Annotated in this window: 18 protein-coding genes and 1 riboswitch; of the genes, 6 read left to right on the top strand and 12 right to left on the bottom strand. The window is 70.7% G+C overall.

Going from position 1 to position 17,934, the window contains the following annotated elements:
* Positions 1 to 52: 52 nt before the first annotated feature.
* Both MUN74_RS03035 and MUN74_RS03030 read left to right on the top strand, forming a co-directional pair.
* Positions 53 to 466 carry a VOC family protein gene (locus MUN74_RS03035; RefSeq protein WP_244854947.1) on the top strand — a complete coding sequence of 138 codons (414 nt, stop codon included), beginning with the start codon at positions 53 to 55 and terminating at the stop codon, positions 464 to 466.
* Between the two features lie 116 nt (positions 467 to 582).
* The gene (locus MUN74_RS03030) at positions 583 to 933 is read left to right on the top strand and encodes a hypothetical protein (protein ID WP_244854946.1); all 351 of its coding nucleotides are present in this window, start codon (positions 583 to 585) and stop codon (positions 931 to 933) included.
* 24 nt (positions 934 to 957) lie between these two features.
* On the opposite strand, the gene MUN74_RS03025 is transcribed toward MUN74_RS03030, so the two are convergent.
* Complete coding sequence (locus MUN74_RS03025; protein ID WP_244854945.1) at positions 958 to 1,371, bottom strand: four-helix bundle copper-binding protein; 414 nt, start codon at positions 1,369 to 1,371, stop codon at positions 958 to 960.
* Positions 1,372 to 1,576: 205 nt separating this feature from the next.
* Positions 1,577 to 2,965, bottom strand: coding sequence for an MFS transporter (locus MUN74_RS03020; protein WP_244854944.1), 1,389 nt, complete (start codon positions 2,963 to 2,965; stop codon positions 1,577 to 1,579).
* Between the two features lie 304 nt (positions 2,966 to 3,269).
* On the opposite strand from MUN74_RS03020, the gene MUN74_RS03015 reads away from it, so the two are divergent.
* Positions 3,270 to 3,728, top strand: a complete 459-nt coding sequence (locus MUN74_RS03015; RefSeq protein WP_244854943.1) for a DUF2269 family protein — start codon at positions 3,270 to 3,272, stop codon at positions 3,726 to 3,728.
* Positions 3,729 to 3,826: 98 nt separating this feature from the next.
* Here the strand turns inward: MUN74_RS03015 and ribH are convergent, their stop codons facing one another.
* The 5 genes from ribH to MUN74_RS02990 all read right to left on the bottom strand — a co-directional run bounded on the left by ribH (position 3,827) and on the right by MUN74_RS02990 (position 8,737).
* Positions 3,827 to 4,312: a 6,7-dimethyl-8-ribityllumazine synthase gene (ribH, locus tag MUN74_RS03010; protein WP_244854942.1), complete on the bottom strand. Its 486-nt coding sequence runs from the start codon at positions 4,310 to 4,312 to the stop codon at positions 3,827 to 3,829.
* A complete protein-coding gene (gene ribA, locus MUN74_RS03005) occupies positions 4,309 to 5,622 on the bottom strand; it encodes a GTP cyclohydrolase II (RefSeq protein ID WP_244854941.1) in 1,314 nt (437 codons plus the stop codon). The genes ribH and ribA overlap by 4 nt, the downstream gene beginning before the upstream one ends.
* A complete protein-coding gene (locus MUN74_RS03000; RefSeq protein WP_244854940.1) occupies positions 5,619 to 6,326 on the bottom strand; it encodes a riboflavin synthase in 708 nt (235 codons plus the stop codon). The genes ribA and MUN74_RS03000 overlap by 4 nt, the downstream gene beginning before the upstream one ends.
* A gap of 2 nt (positions 6,327 to 6,328) precedes the next feature.
* The gene (gene ribD, locus MUN74_RS02995) at positions 6,329 to 7,375 is read right to left on the bottom strand and encodes a bifunctional diaminohydroxyphosphoribosylaminopyrimidine deaminase/5-amino-6-(5-phosphoribosylamino)uracil reductase RibD (protein WP_244854939.1); all 1,047 of its coding nucleotides are present in this window, start codon (positions 7,373 to 7,375) and stop codon (positions 6,329 to 6,331) included.
* Positions 7,376 to 7,460: 85 nt separating this feature from the next.
* Positions 7,461 to 7,606: riboswitch (FMN riboswitch) on the bottom strand.
* Between the two features lie 129 nt (positions 7,607 to 7,735).
* Positions 7,736 to 8,737, bottom strand: a complete 1,002-nt coding sequence (locus MUN74_RS02990) for a sugar-binding transcriptional regulator (RefSeq protein ID WP_244854938.1) — start codon at positions 8,735 to 8,737, stop codon at positions 7,736 to 7,738.
* Positions 8,738 to 8,858: 121 nt separating this feature from the next.
* On the opposite strand from MUN74_RS02990, the gene MUN74_RS02985 reads away from it, so the two are divergent.
* The 3 genes from MUN74_RS02985 (at position 8,859) to glpK (ending at position 13,192) form a co-directional block, all read left to right on the top strand.
* Entirely contained in the window at positions 8,859 to 10,622 is a 1,764-nt protein-coding gene (locus MUN74_RS02985; RefSeq protein WP_244854937.1) for a glycerol-3-phosphate dehydrogenase/oxidase, read from the top strand.
* A gap of 233 nt (positions 10,623 to 10,855) precedes the next feature.
* On the top strand, positions 10,856 to 11,614 hold the full coding sequence (locus MUN74_RS02980; protein WP_244854936.1) for an MIP/aquaporin family protein: 759 nt from the start codon (positions 10,856 to 10,858) through the stop codon (positions 11,612 to 11,614).
* A 63-nt stretch (positions 11,615 to 11,677) separates the two neighbouring features.
* Positions 11,678 to 13,192 carry a glycerol kinase GlpK gene (glpK, locus tag MUN74_RS02975; protein WP_244854935.1) on the top strand — a complete coding sequence of 505 codons (1,515 nt, stop codon included), beginning with the start codon at positions 11,678 to 11,680 and terminating at the stop codon, positions 13,190 to 13,192.
* Between the two features lie 136 nt (positions 13,193 to 13,328).
* On the opposite strand, the gene MUN74_RS02970 is transcribed toward glpK, so the two are convergent.
* Genes MUN74_RS02970 through MUN74_RS02950 form a run of 5 tightly spaced genes read right to left on the bottom strand, consistent with a single transcriptional unit; the run spans position 13,329 to position 17,905 of the window.
* Positions 13,329 to 14,129 carry an HAD family hydrolase gene (locus MUN74_RS02970; protein ID WP_244854934.1) on the bottom strand — a complete coding sequence of 267 codons (801 nt, stop codon included), beginning with the start codon at positions 14,127 to 14,129 and terminating at the stop codon, positions 13,329 to 13,331.
* Positions 14,126 to 14,719, bottom strand: coding sequence for a GNAT family N-acetyltransferase (locus MUN74_RS02965; RefSeq protein WP_244854933.1), 594 nt, complete (start codon positions 14,717 to 14,719; stop codon positions 14,126 to 14,128). Before MUN74_RS02965 ends, MUN74_RS02970 begins: the two co-directional genes overlap by 4 nt.
* A 1-nt stretch (position 14,720) precedes the next feature.
* Positions 14,721 to 15,731 carry a tryptophan--tRNA ligase gene (trpS, locus tag MUN74_RS02960; RefSeq protein WP_244854932.1) on the bottom strand — a complete coding sequence of 337 codons (1,011 nt, stop codon included), beginning with the start codon at positions 15,729 to 15,731 and terminating at the stop codon, positions 14,721 to 14,723.
* 29 nt (positions 15,732 to 15,760) lie between these two features.
* Entirely contained in the window at positions 15,761 to 16,600 is an 840-nt protein-coding gene (locus MUN74_RS02955; RefSeq protein WP_244854931.1) for an exodeoxyribonuclease III, read from the bottom strand.
* A gap of 9 nt (positions 16,601 to 16,609) precedes the next feature.
* Positions 16,610 to 17,905 (bottom strand): YihY/virulence factor BrkB family protein, encoded by a 1,296-nt coding sequence (locus MUN74_RS02950; protein WP_244854930.1) that lies wholly within the window; start codon positions 17,903 to 17,905, stop codon positions 16,610 to 16,612.
* Positions 17,906 to 17,934 lie beyond the last annotated feature (29 nt).

The following is a 17,934-nucleotide window of genomic DNA, read 5'->3' as shown; positions in this document are numbered from 1 at the left end:
TCCCTCGGCTGCGGGGTACCCGGCGAGCGGGCCGCGGCGCTACGGTGGCGCCATGAGCGAGACATCAGATTCGGCGGGCCCCGTCGGCATCCTCGCGGCGCTCGGCAGCATGAGCGTCGACGACGAGGCCGCGGCAGGCGCCTTCTACCGCGACGTGCTCGGCGCCACGATCGACGAACTGCCGCTCGGCGGCGGGCTCGTCGTCACCTTCGGCGACGGCCATCGCCTGCACGTGTACGGCAAGGGAAGCCGGCACGAACCCGCGTCGTACACCGCCCTCGCGCTCGTGGTCGCCGACATCGACGAGGCCGTCATCCGGCTCAACGCGCTCGGCGTCGCCACGAAGATCTACGACGACGCCGTGCTGCCGACCGACGAACGCGGCATCGCGCGCACCGACTCCGGCTCCCGCGCCTGGTTCCTCGACCCGGCGCGCAATGTGCTGAGCGTCGCCCAGCTCGGCTGATCGTCAGATTCGTCGGCCGCGTCGGGCGACACTGTTGCCGCGTGTGACGGCCGCCCGCGACATCCCGACGCCGTCCGCGTATCGTCGCCTGCACGAACCGATCACGAGGAGCCCTCATGTCGCACCGCGAGCCGCACGCCGCCACCCAGCCCCGCACGGGCCGGGCGACGGGCATGCGCGGCTGCGTGCACGCGAGCGAGTGCTCGAGCGATCGTCCGGGCCACGGCCTGCACGCGATGCAGCTGCGGCTCGCGACCGCGACGCCGTCGAAGTGGCTCGACGCGATCGTGACCTCGATCGACGCCGACGGCTTCGCCACCGTCGCGACGCTCGCGGGCGGGGCACGCCGAGTCTGGCACCACGACGCGTTCGCGGGCGAACTGCAGGTCGGCGACCCGGTCGCCGTGCACGGCGTCTACGGCGTGCTCGCAGCGGGCGGACTGCGGTTCAGCGTCGCGGAGGCGTGAGCCGAACAGCCGTCGGGTGACCGCTCAGGCCATCGACATCGACCCCATCATCTTCTCCATGGCGGCGGCGCACTGATCGCAGGCCATGGCGCACATGCGGCAGTGCTCGCTCATCTCGGCGTGCTGCATGCACTCGGCCGAGCAGGCGCGACACATCGCGATCGTCGTCTGCATCATCGACGTCATGACCTCTCGGTCCATGCCGCGCATTCGCAGCATCATCCGCATCATGGTGTCGCACACGTCGGCGCAGTTCGCGCACATCGCGGCGCAGCGGCCCATGCCCTCGCCCGCGTCCGCATCGGCGCACATGAGGCACGCCTGCACGCATGCGGAGAGGGCCTCCAGACACTCCTGCATCATCGCCGCATCCATGCCCTGCATCGGCATCTCGCCGGTCGACATGGCGTCCTTCATCATGTCCATCGTCATGTTCATCGGCGCACCCGTTCCCACCCGGGCGGCCGAGCGTCGACGGTGCCGACGCGGGGATCGGCGGCCCTGATGCGGGCCATGCTACGCCGGGGCCGGTCGCGCCAGAAGGGGCTCGGAACGACGACGCATCCTCAACGGGGCAGCCGCAGACACGACGAGGGGGATGCCGCGCGGCATCCCCCTCGCGGACCGAGCGGCCCGAACCCGACTACAGCACGGCCGACGACTCGAGCCCGGCCTCGTCGAAGTCGACGTCGCGGGTCTCCTTCGAGACGAGCAGCGCGATGAGCGTGAGCACCGCCATCGCCGAGAGGTAGATGCCGACCCAGAACGGGCTGCCGCCGCCCGCCTGCCAGAGCGCGACCGCGATGAACGGGGCGACCGCGGCGCCGAGGATCGACGACACGTTGTACGAGATGCCCGAACCCGTGTAGCGCACGTTCGTCGGGAACAGCTCGGGCAGGAGCGCCCCCATCGGGCCGAACGTCATGCCCATCAGCGAGAAGCCGATCACGAGCCAGCCCATGACGCCCGCGAAGCCCGCCGACAGCAGCGGAACCCAGAGCAGGCCGAACACGATGATCGCGAGCGTGACCCAGATGAGCGTCTTGCGGCGGCCCCAGCGGTCGGCCCACGGGCCGGACAGCAGGGTGAAGACACCGAAGAACACGACGCCGCCGATGAGCATGAGCACGAACGTGTTGTACGAGTAGCCGAGGCCGGGCAGCACGCCCTCCGAGGCCTCGACCGGCGCACGGCCGTAGCTCAGCGAGAACGTGGTCATCAGGTAGAAGAGCACGTACGTCGCAAGCATGAAGAAGGTTCCGAGGATGAGCTGCTTCCAGTAGTTCTTGAAGACGCTCGCGAGCGGCAGTCGCTTCAGGCGCCCCTGCTTCGATGCGGCCGAGAACGCGGTCGACTCGACGAGGCGCAGGCGCACCCAGAGCCCGACGGCGACCATCACGACCGAGAACAGGAACGGGATGCGCCAGCCCCAGTCGAGGAACGCCTGCGACGGCATCGTCGGGTCGCTCGACGGCAGCGCGGCGGCGATGATCAGGAACAGGCCGTTCGCGATGATGAAGCCGATCGGCGCGCCGAGCTGCGGGAACGTGCCGTACCAGGCGCGCTTGCCCTTCGGGGCGTTCTCGGTCGCGACGAGCGCGGCGCCCGACCACTCGCCGCCGAGGGCGAAGCCCTGCGCGATGCGGAGGATGACGAGCAGCAGCGGCGCGAGCCAGCCCACCGCGGCGTAGGTCGGCAGCACGCCGATGAGGAACGTGGCGATGCCCATCGTGAGGAGGGCGCCGACGAGGGTCGCCTTGCGGCCGACCCGGTCGCCGAGGTGGCCGAAGACGACCGCGCCGAGCGGGCGGGCGACCATGGCGGCGCCGAACACGGCGAACGAGGCGAGCAGCGCGGTCGTCGGGTCGCCGGTCGGGAAGAAGAGGTGGGGGAAGACGAGCACGGCCGCGGTCGCGTAGACGTAGAAGTCGTAGAACTCGATCGTCGTGCCGATGAGGCTCGCGAGGATCACGCGACTGCGTGGGTTGGCGGGTGCTGCGGGTGCGGCCGTGGCCGCGGTCGATGACGACATCGCTGCGAAGACTCCAGTGGTGTTGCGGGTGACGCTGCGCTCGGGGCACGTCGGTCTGGCGCTGGGCCGCGAGGCAGTGATGGAATCGTCGCTTGTGGCAACCCGCATACGATACGGCAGGGATGCCGCGCCACCCCGCGATCGGGGGTGATCGGTGCCGCTCGCTGCGACGAACGGTGGCGATCGTGCGACGAACGGTCGGTCGGTCGAGCAGCGCAGCGGATCGACGCCACCCGTGCCCGCGGCATCCGGTTCAACCGAAGGTTCGACGCGGCAGGAGCGCCCGCCTCGTTAGGCTGAGCGCATGGATACCCTCTTCAGCGTTCTGCACGTGACCGCGGCCGTCTTCATCGTGGGCCCGATGGCCATCCTGCCGATGACCGCGATGCGCGCGGTGCGTGCCGGCAACGGGGCGCAGGTCGCCACGCTCGCGAAGTCGACGATGATCTTCAGCTGGCTCTCGCTCGCCGTGTTCGTGTTCGGCTTCGGCGCCATGAGCATGGCGCCCGATGAGTACGACCTGTCGGTGACGACGCCGTGGATCCTCTGGTCGATCATCCTCTACGTCATCGCCTTCGGCCTGAGCCTCTTCGTCGTCGTGCCGGCGATGAACCGCGCCGCCGAGGCGCTGCAGGCGAGCGGGGCGGATGCCTCGGGCGCGACGGCCGGCGAGTCGAAGGGCTACCCGGCGATCGCGGCCGGCAGCGGCATCGTGTCGCTCCTGCTCCTCGCGGTCGTCGTGCTCATGGTCTGGAAGCCGTAGGCGCACCGCCTCCGGTGGTCGAGTAGCGACGAAGGAGCGTATCGAGACCCTCGCGACGGGCCTCGATACGCTCCGCTACTCGACCACCGGAGTACTCGCTACTCGAACGACTTCGGAGCGCGCAGCGCGCCGAGCGCCCGCGCCGTCGCGATCGCGGCCTCGGCCGCCTCACGACCCTTGTCCTCCTTCGAGCCGGGCAGGCCCGCACGGTCGAGGCCCTGCTGCTCGTCGTCGAGGGTGAGCACGCCGAACCCGACGGGCTTGCCCGTGTCGAGCGCGACCCGCGTGAGCCCATCGGTCGCGGCCGACGACACGTACTCGAAGTGCGGCGTGCCGCCGCGGATGATCACGCCGAGCGCGACCACCGCGTCGGCGCCCGCCTCGAGCGCGGCCTTCGAGACGACCGGCAGCTCGAAGCTGCCCGGCACCCGCACGAGCTCGTAGTCGGCGCCGGCGCCCTCGAGCGTGCGCGTCGCGCCGGCGATGAGTCCGTCGGTGATCTCGTCGTGCCAGCTGCCGGCGACGATCACGACCTTGAGGCCGCTGCCGTCGATGTCGAGGATCGGGGATCCCTGTCCGCTCATGATGCGTGTCCTTCCAGGAGGGCTTCAGCCGCGGCATCCGCGAGCTGCTGGTCGTCGATGGCGTGGCCCATGCGCGACGCCTTGGTCTCGAGGTACGCCTGGTTCACGCGGCCGACGCCGACGACGAGCGGAAGTCGCTCGACGACGTCGATGCCGTGCGCGGTGAGCTGGCGCACCTTCTCGGGGTTGTTCGTGAGCAGGCGCACCTTCTCGATGCCGAGGTCGGTGAGGATCGCCGTCGCGGCCGTGTAGTCGCGGGCGTCGATCGGCAGGCCGAGGGCGACGTTCGCATCGAGCGTGTCGAGGCCCTGCTCCTGCAGCCGGTAGGCGCGCAGCTTGTTGATGAGGCCGATGCCGCGCCCTTCGTGCCCGCGCAGGTAGACGACCACGCCGCCGTCCTGCTGGATCGTCTGCAGCGCCGTGTCGAGCTGCGGCCCGCACTCGCACTTCAGCGAGCCGAAGGCTTCGCCCGTCAGGCACTCGGAGTGCACGCGGACGATGGCGCCCGCCGGGTCGGCGGCGGGGTCGCCCGCGATGATCGCGACGTGGTCGGCGCCCGTGCCCCGGTCTCGGTACGCCCGCACCCGGAAGTCGCCGTGCACGGTCGGCAGCATCGTCTCGACCTCGAAGTCCACAGGGGAGGACTCGTCGATCGCGGCCCGGGCCTGTCGAAGCGCATCGGCGTCGAATGCCTGACCGTCGAATCGCTCGCGCAACCAGTCGGTGAGCGCGGCGACGGTCGTCACCGGCAGGCCCTCGCGCTCGCCGAGCGCGATGAGGCCGGGCAGGCGCATCATCTCGCCGTCGTCCTCGACGAGCTCGCCGATCACGCCGACGGGCGCGAGCCCGGCGAGGCGCATGAGGTCGACCGCGGCCTCGGTGTGGCCGGCACGCTCGCGCACGCCGCCGTCCACCGCGCGCAGCGGCAGGATGTGCCCGGGCCGTACGAGCGCGCGCGGCGTCGAGTCGGGATCGGCGAGCACGCGCAGGGTGTGCGCTCGCTCGGCGGCGGAGATGCCGGTCGAGTTGCGGTCGGCCGCGTCGACCGAGACCGTGTACGCGGTGCCGCGCACGTCTTCGTTGCGTTCGACCATGAGCGGCAGCGACAGCCGGTCGGCGACCGAGTTCGGCATCGGGGCGCAGAGGTAGCCGCTGGTGTGGCGCACCATCCACGCGATCCACTCCTGGGTCGCGAACTCGGCGGCCATGATGGCGTCGCCCTCGTTCTCGCGGGCCTCGTCGTCGGCGACGATGACGGGCTTGCCCGCGCGCAGCGCGTCGAGCACTTCTGGGATCGTGGCGAGGCTCATGCCGCGCCTCCTTCGGTCGTGATGGCGGGATCTGCGGGCTGAGGAGCGCCCGGCGCAGGAGGGCGCGTCTCGAAGCCCACCGACGACGGCAACGTCCGGTGGTCGCCGTAGCGCAGCATCCGCGCCACCTGCCTCGCGACGATGTCGGTCTCGATGTTGACGAGGTCGCCGACCTCGCGCTCGCCGAGCGTGGTCGCGACGAGCGTCTCGGGGATGAGCGACACCTCGAACCAGTCGCCGTCAGCGTCGGCGCCGACGCTCGAGACCGTCAGCGAGACGCCGTCGACGGCGATCGAGCCCTTGTCGACGACGAGCGGCGCGTGCTCGGGGTCGAGCGAGAACCGCACGTAACGCCAGGCCTCGCCCGGGCGGATCTCGAGCACCCGAGCGGTGCCGTCGATGTGGCCCTGCACGATGTGCCCGCCGAGCCGGTCGCCCACCCGGGCGGCGCGCTCGAGGTTGACGGCGAGTCCCTCGCGCGCATCGTCGAGGGTCGACATGGCGAGGGTCTGGGCCATCACGTCGGCGGTGAAGCCCTCGGCGTCGAAGTCGACGACCGTGAGGCAGACGCCGGACACCGCGATGGAGTCGCCGTGGGCGACGCCCTCGACGGCGAGCGGCCCGCGCACGGTGAGTCGTGCGGCGTCGTCGCTGCGCTCGACGCGCGTGATGCGGCCGAGCTCCTCGATGATTCCCGTGAACATGGTCAGTTCCCTCCAGGGTGGGTGGTCGGGTGGGCGACGAGCAGCACGTCGTCGCCGAGCCGCTCGACGGCGGCGAAGCGGAAGCGGTGGGCATCGGCGATCGTCGAGATGCCGAGATCGCCGACCGCGAGGTGCGGGCCGCCGAGGAGCGCCGGCGCGACGTAGACGAGGAGTTCGTCGACGAGACCGGTGGCGAGGAAGGCGGTCGCGAGCGTGGGCCCGCCTTCGACGAAGAGCGAGCGGATGCCGCGGCGCTGGAGTTCCTCGAGGTCGGCGGCGAGATCTTCGCCGGTCAGGAGGACGGGCGTGTGCGGGTGCCGGTGGACCGCGGCGTCGGCGGGAACCGCGCGGCGACCGAAGACGACCGGCACGGGCTGTTCGTCGAGCAGGTGCCCGCCGTCGTCGCGCGCGGTGAGCGACGGGTCGTCGGCGAACACCGTGCCGGTGCCGACCGCGATGGCGTCGGCCGCCGCCCGACGACGGTGCACGTCAGCGCGTGCGGCCGGCCCCGTGATCCACTGGCTCGTGCCGTCCGTCGCGGCGGTGCGGGCGTCGAGCGTCGCCGCCCACTTCACGATCACCCGCGGGCGCCGGCTGCGGGCGGCGAAGAGCCAGTCGTCGAGCATCGCCTCGACCTCGCCGGCGAGCACACCCGCGGTCACGTCGACGCCCGCCGCGCGCAAGCGAGCGGCACCGCCGGAGGAATGATCGCCAGGGTCGGCGACCGCATAGACGACGCGCCTGACGCCGGCGTCGACGAGGGCGACGGCGCAGGGGCCGGTGCGGCCGGTGTGGTTGCAGGGCTCGAGGGTCACGACGGCGGTCGCGCCGCGTGCGGCGCCTGGCTCGAGCTTCGACAGCGCGTCGACCTCGGCATGCGCCGTGCCCGCGCCGCGGTGCCAGCCCTCGGCGAGGACGTCGCCGGCGGGGGAGAGGATCACGCACCCCACCCGCGGGTTCACCCCGCGAGCCGGTCCGAGCTCGGCGAGCTCCAGGGCGCGGCGCATCGCGGCGGCGTCCGCCCCGAGCCGTTCATCGACCGTCGTCATTCCTCGTCCTCATCCGAGGCTCCGGGAATGCTCGGTCGGCCACGGTGCGATCGCCGTGGCGTCGACGGCGCACACGGCGCTGCCGACACGTGCCGCCTCCCATCCGGACTTTCACCGTCGGTACCGGAATTCCACCGGCTCAACCGTGCGCTGCCGATCTCTCGATCGATCGCGCCCGGCTCGCGGACTATCACCGCCGGCTCGGAATTACACCGACCCCGGAGCACGTTTCTCGTGTTCGATCATAGGTCAACGCAGGACGGGCCGACCTATTCCCGCGTCGCCGAGCGGGTTGGGAGCGACGGAGGAGCGTCTCGAAACCGGGGGGGGTGGTTTCGAGACGGTCGCTGCGCTCCCTCCTCACCCAGCCTGATGCTCCACCAGGGCCCGCGCCGTTCCCTCGTCGACGATCAGGTCGGTGATGAGTCCGGCGGCGAGGGCGCCGCGCAGGCCGGCGAGCTTCGCCCTGCCGGAGACGACGCAGATGCGGCGGGGCGCTCGGCGGAGCACCGAGAAGTCGGGACCGGTCGCACGTGCGTTCAGCGGGATGCCGTCGGTCGAGCCGTCGGCGCGATAGAACACCGTCGCCACGTCGCCGACGGCGCCGTCGGCGCTCAACGCCTCGTAGTCGGCCCGCTCGAGGTATCCGCCCTGGTAGACGTGGCTCGGCACCTCGGCGAACGGCGACCCGATGCCGAAGATGGCGAGGTCGAGCCGGCCCTGCAGCTCGAGGAGCCGCCGGGTCGAGCGTTCGCGCCAGAACGCCTCCTTGGTCGCGGGGTCGTCGAAGAACGCGGGCACCGGGAACTGCTGGACGCGCGCGCCGAACGCGTCGCCGAAGCGGCGCAGCAGCTCGCTCGCGTAGACGATGCCGGTCGTGCGCAGGTTGCCGGCGCCGTTGAGCTGCACGATCTCGGTGTTGTGCGTCGCCTTCGGCACGAGGTGGCGGCTCATCGCGCCCATCGTCGAGCCCCAGGCGACGCCGACGAGCTGGTTCGAGTCGATGAACCGCCCGAGAATTCGTGCAGCGGAGAGTGCGACCCGATCGAGCCGGTCGACGTCGCTCGCGTGGTCGGGCACGGGGATGACGTGGGCCGCGACCTCGAACCGCTCGAGGATCTCCTGCTCGATGCGGCTCGGCAGGTCGAGCGGCGAGTGGATCGAGATCTCGACGAGCCCGCTGGCCCTGGCGTGGCTCAACAGGCGGGAGACGGAGGATCGCGAGGTGTGCAGCTCGTGCGCGATCGCATCCATCGTGAGGTCCTGCAGGTAGTAGAGGTGCGCTGCGCGCAGCGCGTCCCGCGTCTTGCCGGGCACCGCCTCGTCGGCGTCCACCGTCGCGAGGAGTTCCTTGTCGATCATCCGTCCACCTTGCACATATGTGCACGCACCTTGCAAGTTCGTGCTGTCGTGTTCACGATGTATTCATCCACATTCGGCAGGCTTCGTGCAAGCCCGCCGTTCGCTTCCCGAGAGGACAGTGATGTCAGCGCAATCGACGAACCGGAACCGCCGGCAGCCCGCTTCGGCCGGCGCGGTCTCGACCCGTGAGGCGGTCGCGGCACTGCGCGGGCGCCCGCACGCCGCGGTGCTCGTGATCGGCGGCGGCATCAACGGCATCGCGACGTTCCGCGACCTCGCCCTCCAGGGCGTCGACGTCGTGCTCGTCGAGCGCGGCGACTTCGTCTCGGGGGCGTCATCCGCCTCCTCGCACATGATCCACGGCGGCATCCGGTACCTCGAGAACGGCGAGTTCCGGCTCGTCAAGGAATCGGTCGAGGAGCGAAACGGGCTCATCCGCATCGCACCCCACTACGTCAAGCCGCTCGAGACCACGGTGCCGATCTTCTCGACCTTCTCGGGCATCCTCTCGGCCCCGCTGCGGTTCCTCACCCACAAGTCGGGCAAGCCGACCGAGCGCGGCGCCGCGCTCATCAAGACCGGACTCACCATCTACGACTCGTTCTCGCGCGACGGCGGCACGGTTCCCCGTCACCGGTTCCACGGTGCGAAGCGCTCGCTCGCCGAGCTGCCGGCCCTGAACCCCGGCGTGAAGTACACCGCGACCTACTACGACGCGAGCATGCACGACCCCGAACGGCTCGCACTCGACGTGCTCTTCGACGGCCTCGCCGCCGGAGCGCACGCCCGTGCGGTGAACTACGTCGAGGCGATCGGCCACGATGCGGCCGGCGTGCGGCTGCGCGACACGACGACGGGCGAGGAGTTCTCGGTCGCCGCCGACGTGGTCGTCAACACCTCTGGCCCCTGGACGGACCTCACGAACACCGACCTCGGCCGCGAGACCCGGTTCATGGGCGGCACCAAGGGCTCGCACATCGTGCTCGACCACCCCGAGCTCTACGCCGCCACCGCAGGCCGCGAGATCTTCTTCGAGCACGAGGACGGCCGGATCGTGCTCATCTACCCGCTCAAGGGCCGCGTGATGGTCGGCACGACCGACCTCGAGCACGACATGCGCGAGCCCGCGATCTGCACCGAGGAGGAGGTCGACTACTTCTTCGACCTCATCGCGCACGTTTTCCCAGCCGTCCGTGTCGACCGCTCGCAGATCGTCTACCGCTTCTCGGGGGTGCGGCCGCTGCCCCGGCACGACGACACCCAGCCCGGCTTCGTGTCGCGCGACTACCGCATCGAGCGGGCGGATGCCTCGGGCCGGCCCGGCACCACCGTGCTGAGCCTCGTCGGCGGCAAGTGGACGACGTTCCGCGCGCTCGCCGAGCACCTCTCCGACGAGGTGCTCGCGCTCCTCGGACGCGAGCGGGTCGTCTCGACCGAGGGGCTCGCGATCGGCGGCGGCGTCGGCTACCCCGCGACCGACGATGCGCGACGCGTCTGGGTCGTCTCGCACGGCGACGAGGTCGGCCGCGCCCGCGCGGACGAGCTGCTCGAACGCTACGGAACGCGGGCGGCGGCCTTCCTCGCCGACATCGAGGGCGAGCAGGACGAGCCGCTCGCGCACCACCCCGGCTACAGCCGGCTCGAGGTCGCCTGGCTTGCGCGCAACGAGCGCGTGGTCCACCTGCAGGACGTCGTGCTCCGGCGCACGAGTCTCGCGTTCACGGGCGCGATCACGGCCCCGCTCCTCGAGGAACTCGCGGGCATCGTCGGCGGCGAACTCGGCTGGGACACCGGTCGCGTCGCGGCCGAGATCGCTGCGACGACGCACCTGCTCGCCGAGCGTCACGGGGTCGAACTCGGAGCGGTCCCGACCCCCGTGGGTTGAGGAGCGCCCGACGAAGGAGGTCGCGTCTCGAGACCGGGTCGGCCACGTGCGGCAGGTTCTGAGACGCTGCTTCGTCGCGCCGCAACCCCCGCCCGAATCTGCACGGATGTGCACGCGGAAACCCCTCGATTCGGCGATTCCGGCGGGTACGTTTCATCGGGGCCGAACGCGGCCCATCGTTCGGAACACGGGCGGATGCGGCATCCGCGCCGCCCTCGTGAAAGAAGGTCAACGTGGACAATCTCGGTCTCGTCTTCCTCTCGGAAGTCGTCGGCACCGCACTGCTCGTGCTGCTCGGCTGCGGCGTCGTCGCCAACGTCGCGCTCGCGCGGAACAAGGGACACAACGGCGGCTTCCTGATGGTGAACATCGGCTGGGGCCTCGCGGTCTTCGCCGGCGTCACCGTCTCGTACGCCTCGGGCGCACAGCTCAACCCCGCCGTCACCCTCGGTCTCGTGGCGAACGGCGCCCAGGAGTTCGGCTCCGGTGTGCCCGTGAACCTGGTCTCGGTGCTGACCTACATCGGCGCCCAGATGATCGGCGCGTTCATCGGTGCGGTGTTCTGCTGGCTCGCCTACAAGCAGCACTTCGACGCCGAACCCGACGCGGGCAACAAGCTCGGCGTGTTCTCGACCGGTCCGGCGATCCGCTCGTACGGCTGGAACCTCGTCACCGAGATCATCGGCACCTTCGTGCTCGTCTTCGTCGTCATCGGCTTCGGTCGCAACGGCGACGCCGCGGGGCTCACTGCGCTGGGCGCCCTGCCCGTCGCGCTCCTCGTGATCGGCATCGGCGCCTCGCTCGGCGGGCCGACCGGCTACGCGATCAACCCGGCCCGTGACCTCGGGCCGCGCATCGCGCACGCCATCCTCCCGATCAAGGGCAAGGGTGGTTCGGACTGGTCGTACTCGTGGGTGCCGGTCGTCGGCCCCATCATCGGCGGCGTGCTCGCCGGCTGGGCGGCACTCGTGCTGCTCCCCGTCCTCGGCTGACCCCGAGGCATCCACCCCTCAACCACACCATTCACCATTCACTGACAGCAACGGAGTTCTCAGATGGCTGACTACGTCCTCGCGATCGACCAGGGCACCACCTCGTCGCGCGCGATCATCTTCGACAAGGCCGGATCGATCGTCTCGACCGGCCAGCTCGAGCACGAGCAGATCTTCCCGAAGGCGGGCTGGGTCGAGCACGACCCGACCGAGATCTGGACCAACACGGGCGAGGTGATCGGCCAGGCCCTCGGCAAGGCGAACCTGACCCGGCACGACATCGCCGCGGTCGGCATCACGAACCAGCGCGAGACCGCGGTCGTGTGGGACAAGAACACCGGCGAGCCGGTCTACAACGCGATCGTGTGGCAGGACACCCGCACGCAGTCGATCGTCGACCGCCTCGCGGCCGACGGCGGCGTCGAGCGCTTCAAGGCCAAGGTCGGCCTGCCCCTTGCGACCTACTTCTCGGGCACGAAGATCGTCTGGATCCTCGAGAACGTGCCCGGTGCGCGCGAGAAGGCCGAAGCGGGCGACCTGCTGTTCGGAACGACCGACACGTGGGTGCTGTGGAACCTCACCGGTGGCGTCGAGGGCGGCGTGCACGCGACGGATGTCACGAACGCCTCGCGGACCATGTTCATGGATCTCGAGACGCTGCAGTGGGACGACGAGATCCTCGCCGCCTTCGGCGTGCCGCGCTCGATGCTGCCCGAGATCAAGAGCTCCTCCGAGGTCTACGGCGTCGCGAACGAGCACTCCCTCCTCCGCGAGACCCCGATCTCGGGCATCCTCGGCGACCAGCAGGCCGCGACCTTCGGGCAGGCCGCGTTCGCAACCGGCGAGGCCAAGAACACCTACGGCACGGGCAACTTCCTGATCTTCAACACGGGTGAGGAGATCGTCCACTCCAAGAACGGGCTGCTCACGACCGTCGGGTACAAGCTCGGCGACCAGCCGGTGCACTACGCGCTCGAGGGATCGATCGCGGTCACGGGATCGCTGATCCAGTGGCTCCGCGACAACCTCGGGCTGATCTCTTCGGCTGCCGAGGTCGAGGAGCTCGCGAACTCGGTCGAGGACAACGGCGGTGCGTACTTCGTGCCCGCGTTCTCGGGCCTCTTCGCACCGTACTGGCGACCCGATGCGCGTGGGGCCCTCGTGGGCCTCACCCGCTACGTGAACAAGGGCCACATCGCCCGGGCCGCGCTCGAGGCGATCGCCTTCCAGACCCGCGACGTCATCGAGGCCGTGAATGCCGACGCCGGTGTCGACCTGACCGAGCTGCGCGTCGACGGCGGTGCCACCGCCAACGACACCCTGCTGCAGTTCCAGGCCGACATCCTCGGCGTGCCGGTCGTGCGGCCGGTCGTCGCCGAGACGACCGCGCTCGGCGCCGCCTACGCGGCGGGACTCGCGGTCGGCTTCTGGTCGAGCCTCGACGAGCTCGCGCAGAACTGGCAGGAGGACCGGCGCTGGACCCCGTCGATGGACGAGGCCGAGCGTGCGCGACTCGACCGCAACTGGAAGAAGGCGGTGTCGAAGACCCTCGACTGGGTCGACGGCGACGTCGTCTGACATCGAGTGCGCCCACCGCGGGTTACGGTGGGTTCGCGGGCCGGGCGCATGGGGGTGCGCCCGGCCCCCCTGCCGTTCGAGGCGCGAGGGCTCCGGTGGGTCGCTCCCGGCGCGGCGAGCCCTCGCGCCGCGGGCGTCAGCGGAGCCGGTCGGCGAGCAGCGGGGCCAGCTCGTCGAGCGACGCGATCTCCGTGACCTCGGCGGCTTCGGCCGCCTCCGCATCGTCAGGAAGAGGCCGCCCGCCTGCACGGTTCAGCCACACGCCGAGGAGTCCCGCCCGCGCCGCCCCGATCGCATCGGTCACGAGCCGGTCGCCGACGTATGCCGCACGCCCGACGGGCGCGGCCTCCGCGAAGCGGCCGAGGGCAAGCTCGAAGATCGCCGGATCGGGCTTGGCGACGCCCACGTCGCCCGAGGCGATGACGAGTTCGAACCGCTCGAGCAGGCCGAGCCGTTCGAGCTTCGTCGTCTGCAGCTCGAGCTCGCCGTTCGTGATCACGCCGAGCCGAACGCCGGGCAGCGCGGTCTCGACGGCCGCGAGCGCTGGGAGCGCGTCGTCGTGCAGCGACCACCACTCGCGGTAGCGCTCGAAGTACCGGGCGAACCAGGCGCTCGCCGCGAGGTCGTCGAGCTCGTCGTCGTGGGCGAGGGCGAAGTCACGGGCGCGAGCGCGGCGCTGCCCTTCGTACGTCGCGCGCCCGGCAAGGTACTCGTGGTAATGCTGCTCTTCGAGTTCGTGCCAGAGCCGCTGCGCCGCGTCGTCGTCGCCGATGTATGCCCGTTCCCGCATGTGGAGCACGATCGCCGTGGCGACCGCCTCGCGGTGCGCCATGAGGGTGTCGTCGAGGTCGAAGAGCACGACGGGAGCCGCAGGTGCCGTGGTCGATTCCGCCGGGCCGCCGGCGTCCGGTCGACGAGTGTCCTCGTCGGCGGTCACGCGGCACCGCCCTCGTCGGTCACCTCGCCGAGCAGCGGCCGCCAGCTGACTCGCGCATCGGCGACCGGCAGTCGCCCTCGCTCGCCCGACCACCCCGGGAGATCGGCGCCGTCACGGGCGGGAACCGTCGTCTCCGCCGTCGTGGTGTTGCAGAACCCGGAGGCGCGGGCGACCATGGCCGATGCCGTGTTGCCCGCGTTCGCGCGCCAGGTGATGGTCTCGGTCCCGGGGAATCCGTCGAACGCCCACGTGCAGACGGCATCGAGGGCCTCGGCCATGTACGCCGAGCCGCGGTGTTCGGCACCCAGCCAGTAGCCCACCTCGCGACCCTTCGCGCGCAGGCTGATGACGCCCATGAGCGAGCCGCCCGGCGCGGCACGCAGGGCCCACGTCAACTCGGCACCCGACTGCCATGCGCTCGGTACATACTCGTCGAGGAATCCGCGCGCGTGCGCATCGGTGTACGGCCACGGCGTCGTGAGGAACCGCTCGAACAGCGGGTCCTTGCAGTACCGCGCAACCCGCTCGGCATCGCCTGACACTGGAAGGTCGAGCACGAGCCGCGACGTCTGCAACGTGACCGGCCGCATGTCAGCGCTTTCGCACGAATCCGACGCGGTCGTACACGTCGCGCAGCACCTTCTCAGCGCGCTCGGCGGCCCGGTCGGCGCCGATCGTGAGCAGGCGGTCGAGTTCGGCAGGATCTTCGAGCAGTTCGAGGGTGCGCGCACGGATCGGGGTGAGCCGATCGACGACGACCTCGGCGAGGTCCTTCTTGAGGTCGCCGTAGCCGCGCCCGGCGTAGCGCGCCTCGAGGTCGGCGATCGAGTCGCCCGAGATCGTCGCGTAGATGTCGAGCAGGTTCGAGATGCCCGGCTTCGCGGCCGGGTCGTAGCGGATCTCGCGCTCGGCGTCGGTGACCGCGCTCTTGAACTTCTTCGCCGTGATCGCGGGGTCGTCCATGAGCTTCACGAGGCCGGCCTCGGAGGCCGCCGACTTCGACATCTTCGCGGTCGGCTCCTGCAGGTCGTAGATGCGTGCCGACTCCTTCGGGATGAGCGCCTCGGGCACGACGAACGTGTCGCCGTACCGCGAGTTGAAGCGCCCTGCGAGGTCGCGAGTGAGCTCGAGGTGCTGGCGCTGGTCGTCGCCGACGGGAACGAGCTCGGTGTCGTACAGCAGGATGTCGGCGGCCATGAGCACCGGGTAGGTGAACAGGCCGACGGTCGTCGCCTCGGCGCCGTAGCGGCTCGACTTGTCTTTGAACTGCGTCATGCGGCTCGCCTCGCCGAAGCCCGTCATGGTGCCGAGCACCCAGGCGAGCTCGGCGTGCGCGGGCACGTGCGACTGCACGAACAGCGTCGACCGTTCGAGGTCGACGCCCGCGGCGAGGTACTGCGCGGCGGTGCGGCGCACGTTGTCGTGCAGCGCCTTCGGGTCTTGCTGCACGGTGATCGCGTGCAGGTCGACGACGCAGTAGATCGGGTCGTACTCGTCTTGCAGCGCGACCCAGTTGACGAGGGCGCCGAGGTAGTTGCCGAGGTGGAGCGAGTCGCTCGACGGCTGCATGCCGGAGAAGACGACGGGTCGGTTGGTGTTCATGGAAGTCCTCAGAGGTGGAGTAAGCGTGATCAGATGGCGTAGTCGACGACGACGGGGGCGTGGTCGGACCATCGCTCGTCGTAGGCCGCCGCGCGATCGACGACGTACGAGGCGACCCGCTCGGCAAGGGCCGGGGTCGCGAGGTGGTAGTCGATGCGCCACCCGGTGTCGTTGTCGAACGCCTGGCCTCGCTGGGACCACCAGGTGTAGGGGCCGGGCACCTCGCCCGCGTCGCGCCGGCCGACGTCGACCCAGCCGAGGCCTGCGCCCGCGTTGTATGCGGGGTCGTCCTCGGCGCCGACGAACCGGTCGAAGTAGGCGCGCTCGGTCGGCAGGAAGCCCGCCTTCTTGACGTTGCCCCTCCAGTTCTTGATGTCGAGCGTGCGGTGCCCGACGTTGAGGTCGCCGACGACGACCGCGAACTCGGAGTGCGCGGCGAGCTCGGGCAGCCGCGCCTCCATCGCATCGAGGAACTTGTACTTCTCGACCTGCTTGGGCGTTCCGTCTTCGCCCGAGTGCACGTACGCGCTCACGACCGTGAGCACCGTGTCGCCGACCTCGTAGTCGGCCTCGAGCCAGCGGCCCGCGCTGTCGAAATCGGCCGCGCCGAGCTCGACCCGGTGGATGTGCGCCCGACGGCGGCTCGCGATCGCGACGCCCGCCCGGCCCTTCGCCGTCGCGGGGTCGTGCAGGATGTCCCACTCGTCGCCGAGCAGCCCCTGGAGGTCTTCGGTCGACGCGCGCACCTCTTGCAGCGCGAGGATGTCGACATCGCGCCCGGCGAGCCAGTCGCCCATGCCCTTGCGGAACGAGGCGCGCACCCCGTTGACGTTGACGCTGGCGAGACGGAGGGGCTTCGCAGAGGGCATGCGTCGATCCTACGGGAGGCCTCCGACGCCGCCGGCCGCGGGGGCGCCGTCGGGCATCGCCTCGAGGTCGGCGAGCTCTTGCTCGGCGCGTGCGAGCCGCCGATTCGCACTGAAGTGCTCGAACCAGCCGGCGTCGGCGACCGCGTTGCGCGCCACGCGGACCCGCACCCGGGCCGCCGTGAGCAGCGCCTCCCGCTCGCGTTGCCGGGCCTCGGCCGCGAGCTGCTCGGCGGTGACGAGGCGCAGGCTCTCGTTCGCGTCGGCCGCCTCGACCGCGATCCAGGCGGAGGCGGTCAGGATCACGATGCTCGTCAGGTGGAACCAGAGCAGGAGGCCCACGAACACCGCGAAGGTCGCGAGCAGCGGGTTGCTCGTGACGCTCGAGACGAGCAGCCCGCTCAGCAGCTGCAGGGCGGAGAGCGCGGCCGCGCCGAGCAGCGAACCGACCCACATCCGCCGCCACGGCATCGCCGCGCCGGAGAGGAAGCGGAACATCACCGCGAGGGCGAGCGTGTCGATGACGAACACGACGATGAGCGTGCCGAAGCGCACCGTGAACGCCTCCCAGCCGTCGGCGTTCGGCAGGTCGAGCACGTCGAAGAGCCAGGCGACGAACGACGTCGTCGCGACCGAGAGCACCGACGCGAGGATGAGCACGCCGCCGAAGGCGAACCCGGCGAGGAAGTCCCGGGCCTTCAGCAGCACGTACGCCCGGGTGTCCTTCGGCAGCCCGAAGATGCTGCGCACCGCGAGGCGCGCGTACGTGATCCAGCCGATGGCGGTCCAGATGAGGCTGATGACGGCGATCGCACCGGTCCACCCGAGCACCCCGCTCGACACGGTCACGATCGAGTTGAGCGCATCCTGCGAGATGACGCCCGTGGTGTCGGCGTCGCCGATCAGCCCGGGCGCGTACGTGTTGACGAGCTTGATGAGCGCTTTGAGCGTGTCGGGGTTGCTCGTGAGCCATAGCCCGCCGACCGCGAACAGCACGTACACCGCGGCGAACACGGCGAAGAGCGCCTGGTAGCTGAGCCCCGCGGCCAGCAGGAACCCATTGCGTGCGAGAAAGTGGCGCCAGACCCGAACCGGGAACAGCGCCATCGTCTTCTTCGTGATGGTCGTGACAGTGCTGATCGGCTCGTCGAACCGGTCGCGCAGCGGCTGGCTCAGGGCGTCGAACCGCTCCTTCGCGCTCGGCGCAGCGGTCGGCGTCTGCTCCGGCGGTGCGACCGGGCCGACACCGGACGCAGCGTCGTCCTTCGCCGCCGCACGGCCGCGCCGACGGGACGCTCGATCACTCACGATCCCAACGATAGCGAGAAGCGTGAGTT

Origin of the sequence: Agromyces sp. H17E-10 (assembly GCF_022919715.1) — a bacterium.
Classification (GTDB): Bacteria; Actinomycetota; Actinomycetes; order Actinomycetales; family Microbacteriaceae; genus Agromyces.
The sequence above is the reverse complement of the archived record's forward strand: the minus strand, read 5'-3'. Positions and strand labels throughout refer to the sequence as shown.

Excerpts from the sequence above, each read along its gene's own strand:
- MUN74_RS02955 (WP_244854931.1), bottom strand. The coding sequence starts at position 16,600 with ATGCCCTCTGCGAAGCCCCTCCGTCTCGCCAGCGTCAACGTCAACGGG.
- ribA (WP_244854941.1), bottom strand. The coding sequence starts at position 5,622 with ATGAGCCTCGCCACGATCCCAGAAGTGCTCGACGCGCTGCGCGCGGGC.
- glpK (WP_244854935.1), top strand. The coding sequence starts at position 11,678 with ATGGCTGACTACGTCCTCGCGATCGACCAGGGCACCACCTCGTCGCGC.
- MUN74_RS03035 (WP_244854947.1), top strand. The coding sequence starts at position 53 with ATGAGCGAGACATCAGATTCGGCGGGCCCCGTCGGCATCCTCGCGGCG.
- MUN74_RS02990 (WP_244854938.1), bottom strand. The coding sequence starts at position 8,737 with ATGATCGACAAGGAACTCCTCGCGACGGTGGACGCCGACGAGGCGGTG.
- MUN74_RS02965 (WP_244854933.1), bottom strand. The coding sequence starts at position 14,719 with ATGCGGCCGGTCACGTTGCAGACGTCGCGGCTCGTGCTCGACCTTCCA.
- ribD (WP_244854939.1), bottom strand. The coding sequence starts at position 7,375 with ATGACGACGGTCGATGAACGGCTCGGGGCGGACGCCGCCGCGATGCGC.
- MUN74_RS02985 (WP_244854937.1), top strand. The coding sequence starts at position 8,859 with ATGTCAGCGCAATCGACGAACCGGAACCGCCGGCAGCCCGCTTCGGCC.
- MUN74_RS03000 (WP_244854940.1), bottom strand. The coding sequence starts at position 6,326 with ATGTTCACGGGAATCATCGAGGAGCTCGGCCGCATCACGCGCGTCGAG.
- ribH (WP_244854942.1), bottom strand. The coding sequence starts at position 4,312 with ATGAGCGGACAGGGATCCCCGATCCTCGACATCGACGGCAGCGGCCTC.
- MUN74_RS03020 (WP_244854944.1), bottom strand. The coding sequence starts at position 2,965 with ATGTCGTCATCGACCGCGGCCACGGCCGCACCCGCAGCACCCGCCAAC.
- MUN74_RS03025 (WP_244854945.1), bottom strand. The coding sequence starts at position 1,371 with ATGAACATGACGATGGACATGATGAAGGACGCCATGTCGACCGGCGAG.
- MUN74_RS03030 (WP_244854946.1), top strand. The coding sequence starts at position 583 with ATGTCGCACCGCGAGCCGCACGCCGCCACCCAGCCCCGCACGGGCCGG.
- trpS (WP_244854932.1), bottom strand. The coding sequence starts at position 15,731 with ATGAACACCAACCGACCCGTCGTCTTCTCCGGCATGCAGCCGTCGAGC.
- MUN74_RS03015 (WP_244854943.1), top strand. The coding sequence starts at position 3,270 with ATGGATACCCTCTTCAGCGTTCTGCACGTGACCGCGGCCGTCTTCATC.